The organism is Arthrobacter sp. SAFR-179, from assembly GCF_059414945.1.
In genome coordinates, this window is sequence record NZ_JBPFDM010000006.1 from 21,787 (window position 1) to 41,288 (window position 19,502).

18 protein-coding genes and 2 tRNA genes are annotated in these 19,502 nt (G+C 63.0%); 5 read left to right on the forward strand and 15 right to left on the reverse strand.

Going from position 1 to position 19,502, the window contains the following annotated elements:
* Positions 1–187 precede the first annotated feature (187 nt).
* The 3 genes from ACR65K_RS11455 to ACR65K_RS11465 all read right to left on the reverse strand — a co-directional run bounded on the left by ACR65K_RS11455 (position 188) and on the right by ACR65K_RS11465 (position 2,623).
* The gene (locus ACR65K_RS11455; RefSeq protein WP_440152910.1) at positions 188–652 is read right to left on the reverse strand and encodes a carboxymuconolactone decarboxylase family protein; all 465 of its coding nucleotides are present in this window, start codon (positions 650–652) and stop codon (positions 188–190) included.
* Between the two features lie 537 nt (positions 653–1,189).
* On the reverse strand, positions 1,190–2,068 hold the full coding sequence (locus ACR65K_RS11460; protein WP_440152911.1) for a rhomboid family intramembrane serine protease: 879 nt from the start codon (positions 2,066–2,068) through the stop codon (positions 1,190–1,192).
* Between the two features lie 9 nt (positions 2,069–2,077).
* Positions 2,078–2,623 (reverse strand): peptidylprolyl isomerase, encoded by a 546-nt coding sequence (locus ACR65K_RS11465; protein WP_440152912.1) that lies wholly within the window; start codon positions 2,621–2,623, stop codon positions 2,078–2,080.
* 155 nt (positions 2,624–2,778) lie between these two features.
* Between ACR65K_RS11465 and ACR65K_RS11470 the strand changes: the two genes are divergently transcribed.
* Both ACR65K_RS11470 and ACR65K_RS11475 read left to right on the forward strand, forming a co-directional pair.
* Entirely contained in the window at positions 2,779–3,744 is a 966-nt protein-coding gene (locus ACR65K_RS11470) for a hypothetical protein (RefSeq protein WP_440152913.1), read from the forward strand.
* 181 nt (positions 3,745–3,925) lie between these two features.
* A complete protein-coding gene (locus tag ACR65K_RS11475) occupies positions 3,926–4,801 on the forward strand; it encodes a glycosyltransferase family 2 protein (protein ID WP_440152914.1) in 876 nt (291 codons plus the stop codon).
* Positions 4,802–4,803: 2 nt separating this feature from the next.
* On the opposite strand, the gene ACR65K_RS11480 is transcribed toward ACR65K_RS11475, so the two are convergent.
* The 12 genes from ACR65K_RS11480 to dnaA all read right to left on the reverse strand — a co-directional run bounded on the left by ACR65K_RS11480 (position 4,804) and on the right by dnaA (position 18,059).
* Positions 4,804–5,733 (reverse strand): DMT family transporter, encoded by a 930-nt coding sequence (locus ACR65K_RS11480; RefSeq protein WP_440152915.1) that lies wholly within the window; start codon positions 5,731–5,733, stop codon positions 4,804–4,806.
* A gap of 82 nt (positions 5,734–5,815) precedes the next feature.
* A tRNA-Ala gene (locus ACR65K_RS11485) sits at positions 5,816–5,891 on the reverse strand.
* 72 nt (positions 5,892–5,963) lie between these two features.
* Positions 5,964–6,080: a DLW-39 family protein gene (locus ACR65K_RS11490; protein ID WP_268760612.1), complete on the reverse strand. Its 117-nt coding sequence runs from the start codon at positions 6,078–6,080 to the stop codon at positions 5,964–5,966.
* 70 nt (positions 6,081–6,150) lie between these two features.
* A tRNA-Ile gene (locus tag ACR65K_RS11495) sits at positions 6,151–6,224 on the reverse strand.
* 97 nt (positions 6,225–6,321) lie between these two features.
* Positions 6,322–7,002, reverse strand: a complete 681-nt coding sequence (locus ACR65K_RS11500) for a DUF3566 domain-containing protein (RefSeq protein WP_056336020.1) — start codon at positions 7,000–7,002, stop codon at positions 6,322–6,324.
* Positions 6,995–9,673 carry a DNA gyrase subunit A gene (gyrA, locus tag ACR65K_RS11505; protein ID WP_440152917.1) on the reverse strand — a complete coding sequence of 893 codons (2,679 nt, stop codon included), beginning with the start codon at positions 9,671–9,673 and terminating at the stop codon, positions 6,995–6,997. Before gyrA ends, ACR65K_RS11500 begins: the two co-directional genes overlap by 8 nt.
* A 55-nt stretch (positions 9,674–9,728) precedes the next feature.
* A complete protein-coding gene (gene gyrB, locus ACR65K_RS11510; RefSeq protein WP_056336014.1) occupies positions 9,729–11,816 on the reverse strand; it encodes a DNA topoisomerase (ATP-hydrolyzing) subunit B in 2,088 nt (695 codons plus the stop codon).
* 380 nt (positions 11,817–12,196) lie between these two features.
* Positions 12,197–12,751 (reverse strand): DciA family protein, encoded by a 555-nt coding sequence (locus ACR65K_RS11515; protein WP_056336012.1) that lies wholly within the window; start codon positions 12,749–12,751, stop codon positions 12,197–12,199.
* Entirely contained in the window at positions 12,741–13,946 is a 1,206-nt protein-coding gene (gene recF, locus ACR65K_RS11520; protein WP_056336009.1) for a DNA replication/repair protein RecF, read from the reverse strand. The genes ACR65K_RS11515 and recF overlap by 11 nt, the downstream gene beginning before the upstream one ends.
* 45 nt (positions 13,947–13,991) lie before the next feature.
* The gene (gene gnd, locus ACR65K_RS11525; RefSeq protein ID WP_440152918.1) at positions 13,992–14,876 is read right to left on the reverse strand and encodes a phosphogluconate dehydrogenase (NAD(+)-dependent, decarboxylating); all 885 of its coding nucleotides are present in this window, start codon (positions 14,874–14,876) and stop codon (positions 13,992–13,994) included.
* A gap of 98 nt (positions 14,877–14,974) precedes the next feature.
* Positions 14,975–16,099 (reverse strand): DNA polymerase III subunit beta, encoded by a 1,125-nt coding sequence (gene dnaN / locus ACR65K_RS11530; RefSeq protein WP_018769877.1) that lies wholly within the window; start codon positions 16,097–16,099, stop codon positions 14,975–14,977.
* A gap of 538 nt (positions 16,100–16,637) precedes the next feature.
* Positions 16,638–18,059: a chromosomal replication initiator protein DnaA gene (dnaA, locus tag ACR65K_RS11535; protein ID WP_018769876.1), complete on the reverse strand. Its 1,422-nt coding sequence runs from the start codon at positions 18,057–18,059 to the stop codon at positions 16,638–16,640.
* 468 nt (positions 18,060–18,527) lie between these two features.
* Between dnaA and rpmH the strand changes: the two genes are divergently transcribed.
* From rpmH to yidD, 3 genes are read left to right on the forward strand one after another with little or no spacing between them, the layout of a single operon-like run.
* The gene (gene rpmH / locus ACR65K_RS11540) at positions 18,528–18,665 is read left to right on the forward strand and encodes a 50S ribosomal protein L34 (RefSeq protein ID WP_003800212.1); all 138 of its coding nucleotides are present in this window, start codon (positions 18,528–18,530) and stop codon (positions 18,663–18,665) included.
* A gap of 40 nt (positions 18,666–18,705) precedes the next feature.
* A complete protein-coding gene (rnpA, locus tag ACR65K_RS11545) occupies positions 18,706–19,116 on the forward strand; it encodes a ribonuclease P protein component (protein WP_082566806.1) in 411 nt (136 codons plus the stop codon).
* Positions 19,109–19,501, forward strand: coding sequence for a membrane protein insertion efficiency factor YidD (gene yidD / locus ACR65K_RS11550; RefSeq protein WP_440152920.1), 393 nt, complete (start codon positions 19,109–19,111; stop codon positions 19,499–19,501). The genes rnpA and yidD overlap by 8 nt, the downstream gene beginning before the upstream one ends.
* Position 19,502: the final 1 nt, after the last annotated feature.

Genomic DNA, 19,502 nt, shown 5'->3' on the forward strand with positions numbered 1-19,502 from the left:
CTGTTGGGAAAGTTATCCACAATGTGGAAAAGCTCGTCAAAGGGTTCAGGATAGAGCGTTTGGCCCGCCGGGCAAGGCTGGTCCAGTTGAACCGGCCGGGAAGATGCCGTTATTAACAGTGTGGAATACCTGTGGATAAAAGGCAGCTGGAGCCCTATGGATTCCTGTCCTGAACACCGGAGCGCTGTCAGCGGTCCCGCTTCACGGGGTGGTGGCTGGTGATGGAGACACGGTTGAACGCGTTCATGGTCACCGCAACCCAACTTACCGCTGAAAATTCCTCTGCCGTCAGGCACTCCCGCGAGGCGGCCTCGGCATGCTCGCGTGAGTCCTGGTCCGGGAGCTCGGTGATGCTCTCCACCAGTGCCAGTGCTGCCCGCTCCTTGCCGGTGAAGAGCGCGGTGTCCCGCCAAGCCGGCAGGACCGCCAGCCGCTGCGCGCTTTCCCCTGCCTCGACCGCCTTTCGCACATGGAGGTCCAAGCAGTAGGCGCAGCCGTTGATCTGCGAAATCCGGACGTTGAGGAGTTCCAGCAGGCCCCGTCCGATTCCGGCTTCCTCTGCTGCTTCCTGCACCTTGAGGCCCAGGCCACTGATCGCCTTCCAAAGGGCCGGATGCTGTTTGTCCAGGTACAGGTGCTCGGTGACGCCCACGGGGATCCTTGTCGCTTGAAAGGCTTGGCAGGCAACCATCATAGGCAGGAGTCGACCGGGCAACCGGCCCACTTATCCACTTACCAACATCGCAATACCCACAAGTTATCCACAGCTGTGGGTAAAGCCGTGGAAATCTTCGGTCTACGGCCGCCGCGGCTTACTCCTGCGGGATTTCCATTGCTTGAACTACACACCTGTCAGTTATTAACACTGTGTATAAGGGTGTCGATAACATGCAGGCGGCACCCGGGGACAAGCCCTCTGACGCTGTTTGCAATGTCCTTATCCACAAAAAGCGGGAAGATCTCCGGCTTATCCACTTACACACAGCGATATCCCCACAGGTTATCCACAGATGTGGAGAACGCGGGCCAGCTTCCGGCCGAGGGCCTGGAGAGGGCCGGGAATGGTGAGGCCGACAGATGAACTACAGGCGTGTAAGTTACCAACACTGTGGATAACCGCTGTGGAAAACGACGATGCCCCCGACACCGCAAGGTGTCGGGGGCATCGGTAACTACAGGCGCCGGCAGGCTATAGCGTCACGCGGACCCAGCTGACTGCTATGAGGAGCGCCAGCACTGCTGCTACTCCAAGGGCCTGGATCAGACCCTGCCGGCGGCCGCGAGGGGTGTAGGCGAAAACTGCAGCACACAGGGCGCCGGCCACGAGGCCACCAAGGTGTGCCTGCCACGCAATCTGGGGGATCACGAAGCCGATGACACCGTTGATGGCGATCAGCACCCACAGTTGGCGCGTGTCCCCGCCGCGGTGGCGCTGAATGAGAAGCATCGCTCCAAAGAGTCCGAAGATTGCCCCGGAAGCACCCACCACGCCATACAACGGCTGACCGGGCAGATACAGGGGTGTCAGGAGCAAATAGCCCACAGAGCCGCCAAACGCCGAAACCAGGTAGAGCACCAGGAAGCGGATGCGTCCCAGAAGCGGTTCCAGGGCCTGTCCGAACACCCACAGCATGTACATGTTAAGGGCGATATGCAGGATGAAGCCCTGCGAGTGCAGGAAGGCGGAAGTGAGCATCCGCCACGGTTCAAACTCACCCCAGCGGGGCTCCGCGTAAACGTTCGCAAAGCCGAGGCTCTGGTAAATCAGGTCATTGGGAACCAGCCACTGCAGCACGTACAGCACAGCGCAAGCGGCGATGATGCCGAACGTCACCAATGGCCTGCCAGTGGCAACGGCACCGCCATAGACGGTCCGTACCTCCGGCGTCGTACGTCTTGTTTCGTTGACGCAGTCAACGCATTGGAATCCGACGGCGGCCGCCCGCTGGCAGTCGGGGCACGCCGGGCGCCCGCAGCGCTGGCAGCGTACGTAGGACGGCCGGTCCGGGTGCCGGGGGCAGACCGGAACCTGGGCGGACGGCTCGGCCGACGGAATTCCGTAACTCATGGTGGAGCGTTACAGCTGTTCGATGTCGATGCTGTTGATGGTCACGTCTTCCACCGGGCGGTCGCCCATGCCCGTGCGCACACCCTCGATGGCGTCAACGACCTTCTTGGATTCGTCGTCGGCCACTTCGCCGAAGATGGTGTGCTTGCCCTGGAGCCAGTCGGTGGGGATGGTGGTGATGAAGAACTGGGAACCGTTGGTGCCCTTGCCCATCTGGATGCCCGCGTTAGCCATGGCCAGCTTGTAGGGCTGGTTGAAGCTGACTTCGGGGTGGATCTCGTCGTCAAAGCGGTAACCGGGGCCACCGGTTCCGCGGCCCAGGGGATCGCCCGCCTGGATCATGAAGTCCTTGATGATGCGGTGGAAGATGGTTCCGTTGTAGAGCGGGGTGCCCGTCTTGTCCTCACCGGTTTCCGGGTGGGTCCAGGCCTGCTCGCCGGTGGCAAGGCCAACGAAGTTCTTGACCGTCTTGGGCGCGTGGTTGCCGAACAGGTTAACCACGATGTCGCCGAGGCTGGTGTGGATGGTTGCTTTTGAAGTTGCGATGGCAGTCATAGGCCCCATTCTTCCACGCCGGTTATGGGCGGCCACGGCTGCGGGCACAGTTCCGCGCTGGGTGAAATCGCCCTAAAATCCGCAGGGTGAATAGCCCGTGGTGATCTGGGCACGTAGGCTAACGACAGAACCGTCACATTAATCGGGAGGTAGTTGTGAAGAAATCGGATCGTATTGCCCGTGACCTTGAGCAGTCGGTCACCAGTGCGGTGGAAAACGCCAAGGATTGGGCCGCCCCCCGGGTGGAAGCTGCTGTTGACTGGGCTGTTCCCCGTCTCCAGCATGGCCTGGATACCGCATCTCCCAAGATCCAGGAGGGCCTCAAGACGGCTGCGCACAGCCTGGCCGACGGTGTTGCCACAGTAACTCCCCGGATTCAGGACGGTCTGGCCCAGTTGGCCCCCAGGATCAATGACGTCGTCGACGGCACCTCACCCAGGCTGCACGAAGCCTTGGACAAGGCCACCCCCGTTGTCCTGAATGCCCGTGACCGGGTAGTAGTGGAATACCTGCCCAGGCTTTCGGACCAGATCGGCGTGGCCTCCGGTGCAGTTCACCGCACGTTGGAAAACACCCCGGCACGGGTGGACGCCGTGGCCCAGAAGCTGGGCGATGTGGGAATTATCCACGCCATCCAGGAACAGGCCCAGGCAACCGGCACGCAGCTGAAGGCAGCCGCAGCAGGCGCCAGCCGGGCAGTAGACGTTCAGCTCGCGCAGCCGGAAAAGCCCAAGAAGCGCGGATGGCTGGTCTTCGGAGTTATTGCTGCTGCCGTGGCCGCGGGTGTCGCCGCATGGAAGGCATCCAAGCCGGTGGAGGACCCCTGGAAGACTCCCTCGCCGGTGACACCCACTCCTGCTCCGGTTCCCGCCACCACCGTCAGCGATGTCAAGGACAGCAGCGCGGACACCACCGGCAGTGCTGCCTCTGCTGCCGGATCCGCCACGGCTGCCGCTGCAGGCAAAGCCGGCGACGCAGCCGATGCGGTCAAGGAAAAGACCGCGGACGCCGCTGAAAAGGCCAAGCACGTGGCCGCAGACGCCGCTGAGGGTGCAAAGAGCGCCGCCAACGACGACGCCAAGACGGCCACCGGGGACGACAAAGGCAGCAACCAGGCCTAGTTTTCCTTAGATTCCATCCCGCACTCGAAGGGGCTCCGTTACACGACGGGGCCCCTTTTGCGTACCGCTCCACGCCTTGCCGCAAACCTTCCTGCCGGGCCGTCCACATCCGCACGAGCCCGCTTCAGAAGCGGGGCCACCGCTGGGGGCAGGCCATGGCCCGGATGCTAGATTTATAGTGATGCCAGCCAATCAATCCTCTGGGGATGCCGTGAACGACGCAGCCGTACAGCTCCGCGTGTCCATCGTCATCCCGGCATACAACGAGGAAAGCGTGATCAGGCAATGCCTCATAGCGGCTATTTACCAGTCTGTTCCCGCCCACGAGATCATCGTGGTGGACAACCTTTCCAAAGACCGGACCGCTGACATCGTCCGCCAGATGCAGCTCGAGTATCCGGAAAGCCCCATTATCCTGCTCAGCCAGGACCGGGAGCAGGGACTCATCCCCACCCGCAACTTCGGGCTGGACAATGCCACCGGGGACATCCTGGGGCGCATCGACTCGGACTCCATCGTGGAACCCGACTGGGTGGAGCAGGTGCAGAAGGCCTTCGCGGACCCGTCCGTCCAGGCCGCCACCGGCCCTGTGGTCTACTACGACATGCCTATGCGGCGCTTTGGGCTCAAGGCAGACGACAAGATGCGCCAGTTGATGCTCAAGCTGGCCAAGCACCAGTACCATTTCCTGTTCGGCTCCAACATGGCCCTGCGCGCCACCGCCTGGGAGACCATCCGCTCCGAAACGTGCCGGGACGAGAAGGACGAGATGCACGAGGACATCGATTTGTCCCTGCACCTGGCCGAGCATGACCTTCCGGTGCGCTACTGGCCTCAAATGGTGTCGGGGATGTCCGCGCGCCGGCTGGAGGATTCACCGCGCGACTACCGCTACTACGTCACCCGTTTCGACCGGACCTATAAGGCCCACAACGTCAGGAAAATGGCTTTGAAGGCCCCCATGGTGGTCTTCTTTTCGGTGTATTTCCCGGCCAAGCTCCTCAGGGCCATCCACACGGTCAACACAGCCCAACCCATCCGCCGCGGCGGCCAATAACTTCAGTCGGCCCCGAGCTCGGCGAGTTCCGACGGCGGTTCATCCTTGGGTGCCCTTCCGCGCCTGCCCGCGTTCCGCTGGCCCAGGACCACGACGGCGAGTCCGGCCAGAATCAGGCCGAGTCCGGCGTAGGTGCCGGCCGGCAGGGTCTCGTGCAGGAACACCGCCGCCAGCAGCGCAGCGCCCGGGATCTCCAGGAGGATGATCATGGAGACCAAGAGCGGGCTCATGGTGGCCAACAGGTGGTTGAACGCAGTATGGCCCACCAGTTGCGCGCAGACGGTGATCGCAGCGATGCCCAGCCATCCTGCGGGCTCGAACCCGGCCAGCGGCTGGCCCGCGAACAGGGCCAGTACGGCCACCAGGGCGGCGCACATCCCGTAGCAGAGCGTGGTGTAGGTACCCGTGGTCATGCTCTGCCGCGCCTTGCCCCCGGCCAGCGTGTAGAGGCCGGCCAGCGCACCGCCGGCCACCGCCAGCAGGTCTCCCGTGAGCGCCTGCGATGAGGTTCCCAGGTCAAAGCCTGTAATGGCAACGACGCCGCCAAAAGCGATGCCCAGCCCGGCCAGGACCTGCCAGCGGTGACGGGTGCCGCGGAAGAGCTGGAAGACCGCAATCCAGGCTGACTGAAGGCAAACCAGGGCCGTGGCGGCGGCTACGGACGTGAGCTGCAAGGAGGTGATGAAGCAGGCAAAGTGCAGTGCAAGGGCGACGGCGGCCAGAGACGACCAGCGGAACTCGCGGCGGGTTATGCGGCCGAACTGGCGGGGTTCACGAACCAGGGTGGGGGTGGCCATGACGGCTGCTCCGATGGCGTTGCGCCAAAAGGCAATTGCCAGGGCGCTGACGCTGGTGGCACCGAGCGTGGCTGCAATCAAGGGGCCGGACGAGGCGACACCCAGGACGCCCAAGGCGGCGAAGAAGAAGTTCATGGCGCACCCCTGAAGCTCGTTCCTAATGGAGATGGAAAGCGAAAAGTCCCGGCCAGCGTTTCCGCTGACCGGGACTTTCTTATGGTGGAGGCACGGGGACTCGAACCCCGAACCCCCTGCTTGCAAAGCAGGTGCGCTACCAATTGCGCCATGCCCCCATAAGAAGCAACCCGTCCATCATACCCTAGAACCGCAGAGCCCCTGACAGGCTCCCGGAGTGGGTGTCCGGGCTAGTCCACCGTATCGGTTGACTTACTCCAGACCGTCTTCTGGGCTTCGGATTCCTGTGCTTTCCGGTAGACCAGGACGCCTGCGATTGCGGCTGCCAATACAAGCAACTTCTTCACGTGCTCCCCGTTCCAGTCAAGTTCCGGATGGATCCGGACCAGACCTATTGTGAAACCTGCACAGGTTCCGTGGGCGTACCAGGACTTGAACCTGGGACCTCTTCGTTATCAGCGAAGCGCTCTAACCGCCTGAGCTATACGCCCCGATGCCTCATCGGGCCGAGACATGACTTTACAGCACATCCCGGCCCGATCTCAAATCGGGCCTTTCCGCCGCTTTTCGGGCGGCGGAAATGGCTTCCTAATCGTCGGTGAGGGTAACGCCGATGCCGCCCACGAGGGTGGCTGAAATGTTGTAGAGGACGGCGGAGAGCATGGACAGCGCCGTCAGCAGGACAACGTTGACCACGGCAATGATGGTGGCAAACGAGGCCACCTGTCCCAGCGAGGCCACCTTCTTCAGTTCGAAGCCGCCGCTTTCAGAGCCCGCGAGCGTACCGAGCAGGCTGTCCACCTGGTCGAAGATTCCGGTCAGGTCCAGAACTGTCCAAAGGACAATGGCGGCAACCACGGTGACAATTCCCAAGGCCACGGAAAGCAGGAATGCCATCTTCAGGACGGACCACGGGTCCACCTTGCTGATCAGCAGCCGGGCGCGGCGGACCTTTGCCTTGGGCGCCGGCTTCACCAGGCCAGGCGTCCCCTGTCCGGGAGCCCCCTGCCCGGGACGCTGTCCCGCCGGTGCCGGGCGCTGCCCTTGCTGGCCCTGCTGTCCCTGGAAGGGACGCTGGCCGGGCTGGGCGGGGCGGTCACCCTGCTGCGGACGCTGGCCCGGCACGGCAGGGCGCTGGCCTGGAGCCCCGGCAGGAGCTGCCGGCCGCTGCTGCGGACGTACGGGGGCGTTTACCCGGGGTGCCCCGGAAGGCCGGTTCCCGTCGGGAACAGTGCTGTTCGGCTTGGGAAATGAGTCGGAATTACTCACTCGTTACCTCCGTGTTGTCTTCGTTCGGCTCAGCGTCGCCCGAGGCGTCCTCTGACTCAACGGCCGGTGATTCTTCTGCCATTGCTGGCACGGCGGATTCCCCAGCGGGCCCGCCATCTTCAGCCAACGTTACGTCATCTCCGGAAGATTCCTCGTCCTCGAGACCGCGTTCGCTGTTGCGCGCCACCTCGATGATCCGGTCATTCTTGTCCGGCTTGGCGAAGATGACGCCCATGGTGTCACGACCCTTGGCAGGAACACCGGCAACCGAAGAGCGGACAACCTTGCCGCCCTCCATAACCACCAGGACTTCATCCTCTTCCTGGACAATGAGTGCCCCTACCAGGTGCCCGCGTTCTTCCTGGTACTTGCCTACCTTGATGCCCAGGCCGCCGCGGCCCTGAAGGCGGTATTCCTCCACAGCCGTGCGCTTGGCATAACCGCCCTCGGTCACGATGAACACGAAGGAACCGTCGGTGACCACGTCGGCGGCCAGCAATTCATCGTCTTCGCGGAACTTCATGCCGGTAACACCCGAGGTGGCACGTCCCATGGGGCGCAGTGCGTCATCGGTGGCAGTGAAGCGGATCGACTGGCCCTTGCGGGACACCAGGAAGAGGTCGTCGGTTTCCGAAACAAGCTGGGCCGAGACCAGCTCATCGCCGTCGCGCAGGTTGATGGCGATCACGCCGGCGGAACGGTTGGTGTCGTAGTCCTCCAGCCTGGTCTTTTTCACCAGGCCCCTCTTGGTGGCCAGCACCAGATATGGCGCCTGCTGGTAGTCCTTCAGGTCCAGGACCTGGGCAATGTGCTCATCCGGCTGGAACGCCAACAGGTTGGCCACGTGCTGGCCCTTGGCGTCCCGGCCTGCTTCCATGAGCTCGTATGCCTTGGCACGGTAGACGCGGCCAAGGTTGGTGAAGAACAGCAGCCAGTGGTGGGTGGTGGTTACGAAGAAGTGTTCCACCACGTCGTCACCGCGGAGCTGGGCACCCTTGATGCCCTTGCCGCCGCGCTGCTGCGACCGGTAGTTGTCGCTGCGGGTGCGCTTGACGTAGCCGCCGCGGGTGATGGTGACCACCATCTCCTCTTCGGGGATCAGGTCCTCCATGGACATGTCGCCGTCGTAGCCCATGAGGATCTTGGTCCGCCGGTCGTCGCCGTGCTTGTCCACGATGTCGCCCAGCTCGACGCTGATGATCTCGCGCTGCCGCTGCTCGGAACCCAGGATCGCGTTGTACTCCTCGATCAGGGCTTCGAGTTCGGCATGCCGGTCCTGGATCTTTTGTCGTTCCAGCGCGGCCAGGCGGCGCAGCTGCATGTCCAGGATGGCCCGGGCCTGCAGCTCGTCGATGTCCAGCAGTTCCATCAGCCCGTCGCGGGCGGCCTCGGTGGTGTTGGAAGCCCGGATAAGGGCGATAACCTCGTCGAGCATATCCAGTGCCTTGAGGAGGGCACGGAGGATATGGGCTTCTTCCTCCGCTTTGCGCAGGCGGTACCGGGTGCGGCGCGCAATGACGTCCATCTGGTGCGTCACCCAGTGCCGGATGAACGCATCCAGGCTCAGGGTCCGCGGCACACCATCAACAATGGCAAGCATGTTTGCGGAGAAGTTGCTCTGCAGTTCGGTGTGCTTGTAGAGGTTGTTCAGCACCACCTTGGGCACTGCGTCGCGCTTCAGCACAATGACCAGGCGCTGGCCAGTGCGTCCGGAGGTCTCGTCACGGAGGTCGGCGATACCGGAGATTTTGCCGTCCTTGACCAGTTCGGCGATCTTGATGGCCAGGTTGTCCGGGTTGGCCTGGTACGGAAGCTCCGTGACCACCAGGCAGGTGCGGCCCTGCAGTTCCTCCACGGCAACCACTGCCCGCATGGTGACGGATCCGCGGCCGGTCCGGTAGGCGTCTTCGATTCCCTTGTGGCCCAGGATGGTGGCACCGGTGGGGAAGTCCGGACCCTTGACCCGCACCAGCAGTTCCTCGAGGAGTTCCTCGCGGGTGGCGCCGGGGTTGGCCAAGTACCACTGCACTCCGTCGGCTACTTCGCGGAGGTTGTGCGGCGGGATGTTGGTGGCCATGCCGACGGCGATGCCGGAGGAACCGTTGACCAGCAGGTTGGGGAACCTGGCCGGCAGGATGGTGGGTTCCTGGTTCTTGCCGTCGTAGTTGTCCTGGAAATCGACCGTTTCCTCGTCGATGTCCCGGACCATTTCCATCGCCAGCGGGGCCATCTTGGTCTCGGTATACCGCGGTGCCGCTGCGCCGTCGTTGCCGGGCGAGCCGAAGTTGCCCTGGCCCAGCGCCAGCGGGTAACGCATGGTCCAGTCCTGGATCAGGCGCACCAGGGCATCGTAGATGGCGGTGTCACCGTGCGGGTGGTACTGGCCCATGACCTCGCCCACCACTCGGGCGCATTTGTTGAAGGACCGGTCGGGCCGGTAGCCGCCGTCGAACATCGCGTACAGCACCCGGCGGTGCACAGGCTTGAGGCCGTCACGGACGTCCGGAAGGGCACGGCCCACGATGACGGCCATGGCGTAGTCCAGATAGGAACGCTGCATTTCCGTCTGCAGGTCCACCTGTTCCACGCGGTCGATCAGCACGTCGCCTTCAAGAACGGTGTCCGGAGCTCCGGCCTCGGGGGCGGGAATCTCGGGGGTTTCGTCGCTCATTCTTTAATTTCCGTTTCAGGTATATGTCTGGTTCTGAATACTTTGGAGCGGGTCCTTAGATGTCCAGGAACCTGACGTCCTTGGCGTTCTGCTGGATGAAGTTGCGGCGTGATTCGACGTCTTCGCCCATGAGGACGGAGAAGATCTGGTCGGCGGCCAGGGCATCGTCCATGGTGACCTGCAGCAGCGTGCGGTGATCAGGATCCATGGTGGTGTCCCACAGCTCGGTGTAGTCCATCTCGCCCAGGCCCTTGTAGCGCTGGATGCCGTTGTCCTTGGGGATCCGGCGCCCGGCAGCCTGTCCCGCCACCAGCTTGGCGTCGCGTTCACGGTCGCTGTAGACGTAATCATGCGGGGCGTTGGACCACTTGATCCGGTACAGCGGGGGCTGTGCCAAGTACACGTAGCCGTTTTCGATCAGCGGCCGCATGTAGCGGAACAGCAGGGTCATCAGCAGTGTGGTGATGTGCTGGCCATCCACGTCGGCATCCGCCATGAGGACAATCTTGTGATACCGCAGCTTAGCGAGGTCGAAGTCCTCGCCAATGCCGGTACCGAAAGCGGTGATCATGGACTGGACCTCCGCGTTGCCCAGGGCCTTGTCCAGGCGGGCGCGCTCCACATTCAGGATCTTGCCGCGCAGCGGCAGGATGGCCTGGGTCTCGGGGTTGCGGCCGCGCTTGGCGGAACCACCGGCGGAGTCGCCCTCCACAATGTAGACCTCGCACTTTTCCGGGTCCTTGGAGGAGCAGTCGGACAGCTTGCCCGGCATGCCGAAGGATTCCAGCGGGCTCTTGCGCCGGGCGTTGTCCCGGGCCTTCCGTGCTGCCATCCTGGCCTGCGCGGCGGAGATGGCCTTGCGGATGACGTCGCGGGCGGGGCCGGGATTGCGCTCCAGCCAGTCACCCAGACCATCGGTAACAACGCGCTGGACGAAGCCCTTGACCTCGGAGTTGCCCAGCTTGGTCTTGGTCTGGCCTTCGAACTGGGGCTCTGCCAGTTTGACGGAGATGACGGCGGTGAGGCCCTCGCGGATGTCGTCACCCGTGAGGTTGTCGTCCTTCTCCTTGATGATGCCCTTTTCCCGGGCGTACCGGTTGATGAGGGATGTCATGGCAGCGCGGAAACCTTCTTCGTGCGTGCCGCCTTCATGGGTGTTGATGGTGTTGGCGTAGGTGTGCACGCTCTCGGAGTACGCACTGGTCCACTGCATAGCCATTTCCAGGGCGATGCGGCGTTCGGTGTCCTCGGTTTCGAAGGCGATGACGTCCTCGTGCACCACCTCCACCTTCTTGCCCGAGTTCAGGTGCTTGACGTAGTCCAGCAGGCCTTCGTTGTACTGGTACACCACAGTGCGGTGCTCGGCGCTGACCTCACCCTCGGTAACCAGCTCGTCGAGATCGAGATCGGCGTCTGCCTCGTCGGTGGCCGCGTCGCGCTCATCCGTCAGGGTGATCCGCAGGCCCTTGTTCAGGAAGGCCATCTGCTGGAAACGGGCGCGCAGCGTCTCGAAATCGAATTCCGTGGTTTCAAAGATCGCCGGGTCCGGGTAGAAGGTCTGGGTGGTGCCGGTGGCATCCGTCTCTTCACCCTTGACCAGGCTGCCCTGCGGCTTGCCGCCGTCGGCAAAAGACATCCGCCAAACGTGCCCCTGGCGCCGCACTTCGGTGTCCACCCGGCTGGAGAGGGCGTTGACCACGGAGATGCCCACACCGTGCAGGCCACCGGAGACCGCGTATCCGCCGCCGCCGAACTTACCGCCGGCGTGCAGGATGGTCATAACCACCTCGACGGTGGGCTTGTGCTCGGTGGGGTGCATGTCCACCGGAATGCCGCGACCGTCATCCACTACCTTCACGCCGCCGTCAGCCTGCAGGACCACCTCGATGTGGCTGCAGTAGCCGGCCAGTGCCTCATCCACGGAGTTGTCCACCACTTCATAGACCAGGTGGTGAAGGCCGCGGGGGCCGGTGGAACCGATGTACATGCCGGGACGCTTGCGGACAGCTTCCAGGCCTTCCAGCACAGTGATGTCGCTGGCGCCGTATTCCCTTTGGGTGCTTGGCGCGGCCGGGGTATCAGGGGTGCGGCCATCCTCGACTGCGGTATCTGCTGCCAGAATATCTGTATTGTCGTTAGCCACAGGCGCTGCGACTCCTCTGTTCTCGATGATGGCCGGCCGGTTTCTCTTCCCCAGGGAAAAGCCACCCGCCAACAGGCACAAACTTATGGCGCCGGTGACTTGCTGACGGTCGGTGATCCACGCTCCGCACGCGGAGAGCGCGCGGAGAACGGACTGATGTCAACGTTTCATCCGCGCCCAGTTATCTGCCCCAATTCTACCGCGAACAGGCTCATATCCCCGCATTCCAGGGCCTTCGCCAGTGGCGGAATATGGCTCTGCAAGGCACTTGGCCCCGCCTAGGGCGGCCCAGCGGTACCCCCTCCGGGTGCCTATACACGCTTCGGTCCTTACAGCGCCCTACACGCCCTCGGGCGCAGTTTCAAGAGCTGCCGGCCCGGCTATCCGTAGGTGTCCCGCGGCCCACGGCCGTTGACGCTGCGTCCACCCTTGCGCCAGCTGGGCGCTGAGGGGCCAAGCACCTGGATGCTGGTCACCACGCCGTCGCCCAGTTCCCGGCGGAATTTCTCGAGGAGGCTGCTGCTCAAAAGCCGAAGTTGGGTGGCCCAGGCAGTGGAATCACAACGGACGTGGAGCGTGGTGTCGGTAAAGCTTTCGGGCGTGCAGTGGGCCGAGATCTCCGGTCCCACCAGCGTGGCCCACTCCGCCATCACCGAGCCCACAGCCACGGGTGAAGTCCAGCCGCGCTCTGCCACCAGGCGGCCAACAACCTTTCCCAGGCCCAGGGGATCGCGGCCCGTGGCGTGGAACTGGCTGAAGCCGCGGGTGTCACGGATGCTGCCCTTGGCCTTTTGGGAACCCGGCCGTGCCACCTTGCGGCGCACTTCGCCGCGTGCAGCGGCGGCTTCGCGCATCCTGTTCAGCGCGGCCTGGGGGGCATCGATGTTGTCAGGCTCGCGGCCGGGTGGGGGCCCGCCGCCCTGGTCACTGCTCATCGATACCTCCCGGGATGACCTTCACCCGCCGCCCGGACAGCTCTTCCGGAATATCGGCGTCGACGGCGGCGGTCACCAGGACCTGTTCCGCGCCGGAGACTATTGCCGCAAGTTTACGCCGCCGCTGGACATCCAGTTCAGCAAAAACATCGTCCAGGATGAGGATGGGAGCCGAACCGCCGGTCCGGGCATCGTCAAGCATCACATAGTACGAGGCCAGTCGGAGGGACAGGCACATGGACCATGTTTCCCCGTGCGAGGCATACCCCTTGGCCGGCGCCTGGCCCAGCATCAGCTCAAGTTCGTCACGATGCGGACCCACGAGCGATATGCCCCGTTCCAGTTCCTTTTTCCGTGACTCCGCAAAGGCCTGGACATACTGTTCCGTGAGTTGATCCACCGACAGAAGACGCAGGTCTTCCGGGCCGCCCGAAGTAGTTCCGGCTGCGGCACCCTGCATGCCTCCGGCCGGGACGCCGTCGTCGTCCATCTGGTTCTGCAGCGTTGAACGGTAGGTGGCGTCAGCGGGCTTCGTTGCGTCCGTGAGCTCCGCGTAGGCCCGGGCGAGGTGCGGACGAAGGCGTTCCACCAGTTCGAGCCGGGCATGCAGCAGCTCCGCTCCGGCCCGCGCCATGTGCTGGTCCCAGACGTCAAGGGTCGATTCATGTGCGGCCGTGAACTTTCCGGCGCGCGCCGACTTCAGCAGGGCATTGCGCTGTTTCAGGACACGGTCGTAGTCACTGCGCGTGGCGGCATGGTGCGGGATAAGGCTTGCCAGCAGCTCATCCAGGAACCGGCGGCGGTTGGCCGGATCGCCTTTGACCAAGGCCAGGTCCTCGGGCGCAAAAAGGACGATCTGGCAGATGCCGAGCAGGTCCCGGGCACGGACCGGATTACTGCGGTTGATGCGGCCACGGTTGGCGCGGCCGGCGTTGATTTCCAGCTCCAGCACAGTGACCTGGGTACCGCGGACCAGCCGGGCACGCACCAGGGCGCGCTCGGTGCCGAACCTCAGCAGCGGCGCATCTGAGCTCACCCTGTGAGAGCTGAGCGTGGCCAGATAGCCGATGGCCTCCATCAGATTGGTCTTGCCGATGCCGTTGTATCCCACCAGGACGGTGACACCAGGGCCCAGCGCGAGGTCAACCTGGGCGTAACTGCGGAAGTCGGTCAGTGAAAGGTGTTCCAGATACACGCGGTTTTCGGCAATTCTGGGAACGCTGCTGGTTCCCTGTGGGTGCTACTTGGCGGGACGGGTTGCGTGGCCGCCAAACTGGTGGCGCAGAGCGGAAACCATCTTCATGGCAGGAGAGGTGTCTTCCCGGGAGGCGAACCGGGCGAACAGCGCGGCGGTAATGGCCGGAGCGGGGACGGCGTTGGCAATAGCCTCCTCCACCGTCCAGCGGCCTTCGCCCGAATCCTCTACGTAATCGTCGATCGAGGACAGCCCCGGATCCTCGTCAAGGGCCTTGACCATGAGGTCCAGCAGCCACGAGCGGACCACAGTTCCCTTTTGCCAGGCCCGGAACGTGCCGGGCAGGTCGGTGACGATGTCCTTGGCGGCCAACAGTTCGTAGCCCTCGGCGTACGCCTGCATCAGGCCGTACTCGATGCCGTTGTGGACCATCTTGGCGTAGTGGCCGGCACCGACGCCGCCCACGTGCACAAAACTGTCCGCCCGTTCACCTTCCGGGCGCAACGCGTCAAAGACCGGCAGGGCGCGTTCGATGTCGGCGGCGTCACCGCCGGCCATCAGGCCGTAGCCGTTCTGGAGGCCCCAGACGCCACCCGAGACACCGCAGTCCGCGAAGCGGATCCCCTTGGCAGCAAGCACTTCGCCGTGCTTCTGGTCTTCCGTGAACCGGGAGTTGCCGCCGTCGATGACCAGGTCGCCCGGCTCCAGTTTTTCGCTGAGTTCGGTGATAACGGCGTCCGTGATGGCCCCTGACGGGACCATGACCCAGATGATCCTGGGCGCCGGGACAGCGGCCATCAGGTCATCGACGCTGGCGGCATCGGTGACGTCGGGGTTCCGGTCATAGCCGGTGACCTCGATGCCGCCCTTGCGCAGCCGCTCGCGCATGCTGAATCCCATTTTGCCGAGGCCGATCAGTCCAATGTGCACGTGGAACTCTTTTCTGCGCTAGTGGGAGGGTGGCGGTGGGTGGGGCCCCATCGGCGAGGGGCCGGCCTGAGCTTGCGAAGGCTGGGAGCCGATGGGGATTAGTTGGGAAGGCGGACCGGCATCACCAGGTAGCGGTAGTCATCCTGGTCCTCGCCGTCGGCATCCGCCTGCGCCGTGATCATGGCGGGTTTGGGTGCCGTGGTGAAGGAGAAGCGGACGAACTTGGTCTCGATGACACTGAGGCCCTCGATCAGGTAGTGCGGGTTGAAAGCCACCGTGATGTCGTCACCGGAAAGCTGGGCTTCAAGCTCTTCCGAGGCTTGGGCGTCCTCACCCGTGCCGGCATCCAGGTTCAGGAGGCCTGAGGTGAAGGCGAGTCGGACCGGGGTGTTGCGTTCAGCCACGAGGGAGACACGGCGCACGGCTTCCACCAGTTCCTGGGTCTGGACCGTGGCGTGGATGGGGGTGGACTCCGGGAACAACGATCGGATTTTCGGGTAGTCGCCGTCCACCAGCAGCGACGTGGTGGTGCGGCCACCGCTTTCGAACCCGATCAGCCGGCTGTCGTCGTCGGACAGGGCCAGATTGATGTCACCGCTGTTGCCCAGGGTTTTGGCGACCTCGTTGAGTGTCTTTGCCTTGACCAGGGCACTGGTGGAGATGCCGGGAGTCACCGGCTTCCACGGTACTTCCCGCATGGCCAGCCGGTAGCGGTCAGTGGCAAGAAGGGTGATCAGGTCGTCTTCGATCTCCATCCGTACGCCGGTGAGGATGGGGAGGGTGTCGTCCTTGCTGGCCGCGATGATGACCTGCGATACGGCCTGTGCAAAGGCGTCACCCGGAACGGTTCCGCTGATGGCCGGCAGGGCAGGCAGCGGGGGGTATTCGGCCTCCGGCATTGTTGCCAGATGGAAGCTGCTTCGGCGGCAGGTAAGCGTGACTTTGTTGCCGTCCGTTTCGACGTCGACCGGCGCGGAAGGCAGGCTGCGGCAGATGTCGGCGAGCAGCCGGCCCGAAACAAGGATGGTTCCTTCGTCCCTGATGTCCGCCGTGATTTCAAGCCTTGCCGAGGTCTCGTAATCAAAGCTGGAGAGGCTGACGGTTCCTGCTTCAGCCTTCAAAAGCAGGCCGGAGAGGACAGGCACTGGCGGCCGCGGAGACAACGAACGGGCTGTCCAGGTGACGGCTTCTGCCAGGACGTCCCGATCGACTCTGAACTTCACGGAAGGGTGCCGCCTTTCATTGCTGCTGCCATGTAAACCCGGGAATTTCGAGGGGAAACTCCGGAAGAAGTTGGGCGCACCCTGGCTGGTGCATGGTCCGTTCAGACCGAAACCACACAAAAACCCAGGGATGGGAGCGCTGCTGACAGCTTAGCCGGAAGATCCTGGATTAACCCATCCCCCATGATCAGGCCCGGCCCGCTTTGGGGCCTTCAGGCCCCGTGGTCGAACACGCGCATCGATCTTGTTGTTTGAGGGAATTCAATTTTTTGGGATTCGTAGTGTTAATAACTGCTGTGGAAACTGTGGATAACCCGGTCCTGCCCCACCGTTCCGCGGTTAAGCCCTGTTCACGGAGTGTGCGTTAACTGGGTTTTAAACAGGGTGTGGATGGGGACAACGTGAAGGACGGTTTTTAACGATCCACAGGTGCCTTAAGGGTTTTAAGCCCATTAACCGCGCTTGTCCCCTTAAGTATCCACAGGCTTATCCACATGCTCCTGTTAATAAGGTATAGAGCGGCGGCCGCAATGTGGATTCAGGAGTCCCGCTGCTGCTGCTTGATCCGGTTGGTCAGCTCTGTCACCTGGTTGTAGATCACACGGCGCTCGGCCATCAGCTCGCGGATCTTGCGGTCAGCGTGGATCACGGTGGTGTGGTCGCGGCCGCCAAGTTCCTGTCCGATCTTGGGAAGCGACATGTCAGTCAGCTCCCGGCAGAGGTACATGGCGATCTGCCGTGCGGTAACCAGCGTCCGGGTCCGGGACTTGCTGCACAGTTCTTCCATGCTGAGCTTGAAGTAGTCAGCGGTCTGCTGGAGGATCTGGGCGGATGTGATCTCCTGTGCGCCGTCGTCGGTGATCAGATCCTTCAGGACCATCTCCGCAAGGGCTACATCCACGGGCTGGCGGTTCAGGCTTGCGAAGGCCGTCACCCGGATCAGCGCGCCTTCAAGTTCGCGGATGTTGCTTGAAATCTTGGAAGCGATGTACTCCAGGGCATCATCCGGTGCCGACAAGCCCTCGCTCAGCGCCTTCTTGCGGAGGATGGCGATACGGGTTTCGAGTTCCGGCGGCTGGATGTCTGTCAGCAGGCCCCATTCGAACCGGGACTTCATGCGGTCTTCGAAGCCTGCCAGCAGCTTGGGCGGCTGGTCCGAGGTGATAACCACCTGCTTGTTGTTGTTATGCAGCGAGTTGAAGGTGTGGAAGAACTCCTCCAGCGTCCGGTCCTTGCCGGCCAGGAACTGGATGTCATCAATGAGCAGCACATCCACATTCCGGTACGTGGTCTTGAAGCTGGCGCCCTCGTCATCACGGATGGAGTTGATGAAGTCGTTGGTGAATTCTTCGGAGTTGACGTAGCGGACCCGGATTCCGCTGTAGAGCCGCCGGGCGTAGTGGCCGATCGCGTGCAGCAGGTGGGTCTTGCCCAGCCCGGAGTCACCGTAGATGAACAGCGGGTTGTAGGCCTTGGCCGGCGCTTCGGCGACGGCGACGGCGGCGGCGTGCGCAAAGCGGTTCGAGGAACCGATCACGAAGGTATCGAAGACGTATTTGGGGTTCAGCCGGCCGAATTCATGCGAAGTGCTGGGCAGCATGGGTTGCGGCTTCTGCTCGATCAGCTGGTCAGGCGCGTAAGCCGGTTCGACGACGGGCTCGGGCTCTTCGTGGATGGGAACCAGATCGGTGTCGACGTCGATCGCGCAGCGGATGTCCTCGGAGAACACGTTGTGCAGGGCATCGTCCAGGGCGTCCTTGACCTGGGTCTGCAGCACTTCCCTGGTGAGTTCGTTGGGGACGGCAACCAGGAGGGTGGAACCGATGAGGCCCTGTGCCTGGGCGAGGATGACAAAGCCCCTTTGGCGTGGGGATACACGGTGGTCCTGTTCCAGCAGGCTGACAACCCGGCGCCAGGAACTTCCGACAGTATTGGCGTGGTTGGCTTCGTCTACTGTCATCAATCGGTTCCCTCAAAACTTGCTTTGCCTGCATTGCCTGCAGCCCAAGTCCGGAACCAGGGTGCTGGCCCCACTTAATCCACAGGGTTATGCACAGTGCGTGGATAATCGGCTACTGGGACACTCTAGGGGATGAAAAGCCTAGAAGATAGCTGGGGATCCGGCTGTGGATAATTACACCAGTGTGGTTCTTCAAACGGCCCTGTGAGCCACTTCATCCACAGGCTGTTGGGGATACTTAGGCACAGCTGGGGACAGCCCGGGAGGACCCTTCGGGTTTGACTCGGGGCCGTAAATTGCCCTAACGTTGTGAAGTCCTTTGTGTCCGCTTTTTGGCCCCATCTGAACTCCCCAGGCGCAGTGCGTCAGGGCAGCCGGGGGAAGCGTGCATATACAAAACTTAGCGTCGGCCAGTTCTTCCCCATACTGATCGGGTGGGCGCACCTTTGATCCACTGGAGTAACTAACGTGAGCAAGCGGACTTTTCAGCCGAATAACCGCCGTCGAGCCAAGAAGCACGGCTTCCGCCTTCGTATGCGTACCCGTGCCGGCCGTGCCATCCTGGCAGCCCGTCGTGGCAAGGGCCGCACCGAACTGTCGGCCTAAATAACTGGCTTGTCGGTAGACATCCCTTTGCGAGTTTAAGGTGCTGGCCGCCCGCAACCGCTTGAGGACCTCAACCGATTTTTCAACAACTGTACGTTCCGGTGTCCGCAATGGGCGCCGGAACGTAGTGTTATATGCGGCAGCCATTGCTGCCGACGAACCCAGCCGGATCGGGTTCATTGTTTCCAAAAGTGTAGGGAACGCTGTGGTCAGGAACCTCGTTAAGAGGAGACTGAGAGAAGCAGCTGCTGCCTCCTTGGGCGAGCACCGTACGGGACTGGCTATCGTGGTCCGGGCGCTTCCGGCGTCCGCGTCCGCCAGTTGGGACCAGCTGTTGTCGGACTACAACGCTGCACTGGAATCTACGCTGAACCGGCTGGCTGGCCGCCCTCCACGGGCTGCCGCGACAGGTTCAGCCGGTACAACACAGAAGGGGACAACGCGTGCCTAACGCCACCGCCGTCGTCGCCCTTTTCCGCAACCTGGCCGCCGCCGTCGGGAGGTTCTTCTGGAACCTGCCCCGGAACATCCTCATCCTTCTGCTGATGGCTTACCGCAAGGTGGTTTCTCCCTTGTACGGGCCGGTCTGCCGATTCTTCCCTTCATGCTCGGCCTATGCCCTTGAAGCGGTCACCGTCCATGGAGCCGTCAAGGGCAGCTGGCTCGCGGTCCGGCGCCTGGGCCACTGCCATCCATGGAACGCCGGCGGAGTGGACCACGTCCCCGCCGGCCACAGGGAATGGCCCGCAGGCCAGACCCCCAAAATTGTTGTGCTGAACAATCCGGACAGGTACCTGATTGCTCGGACTGATGAAGAAGGCCGCAGTGCGGCCTGAC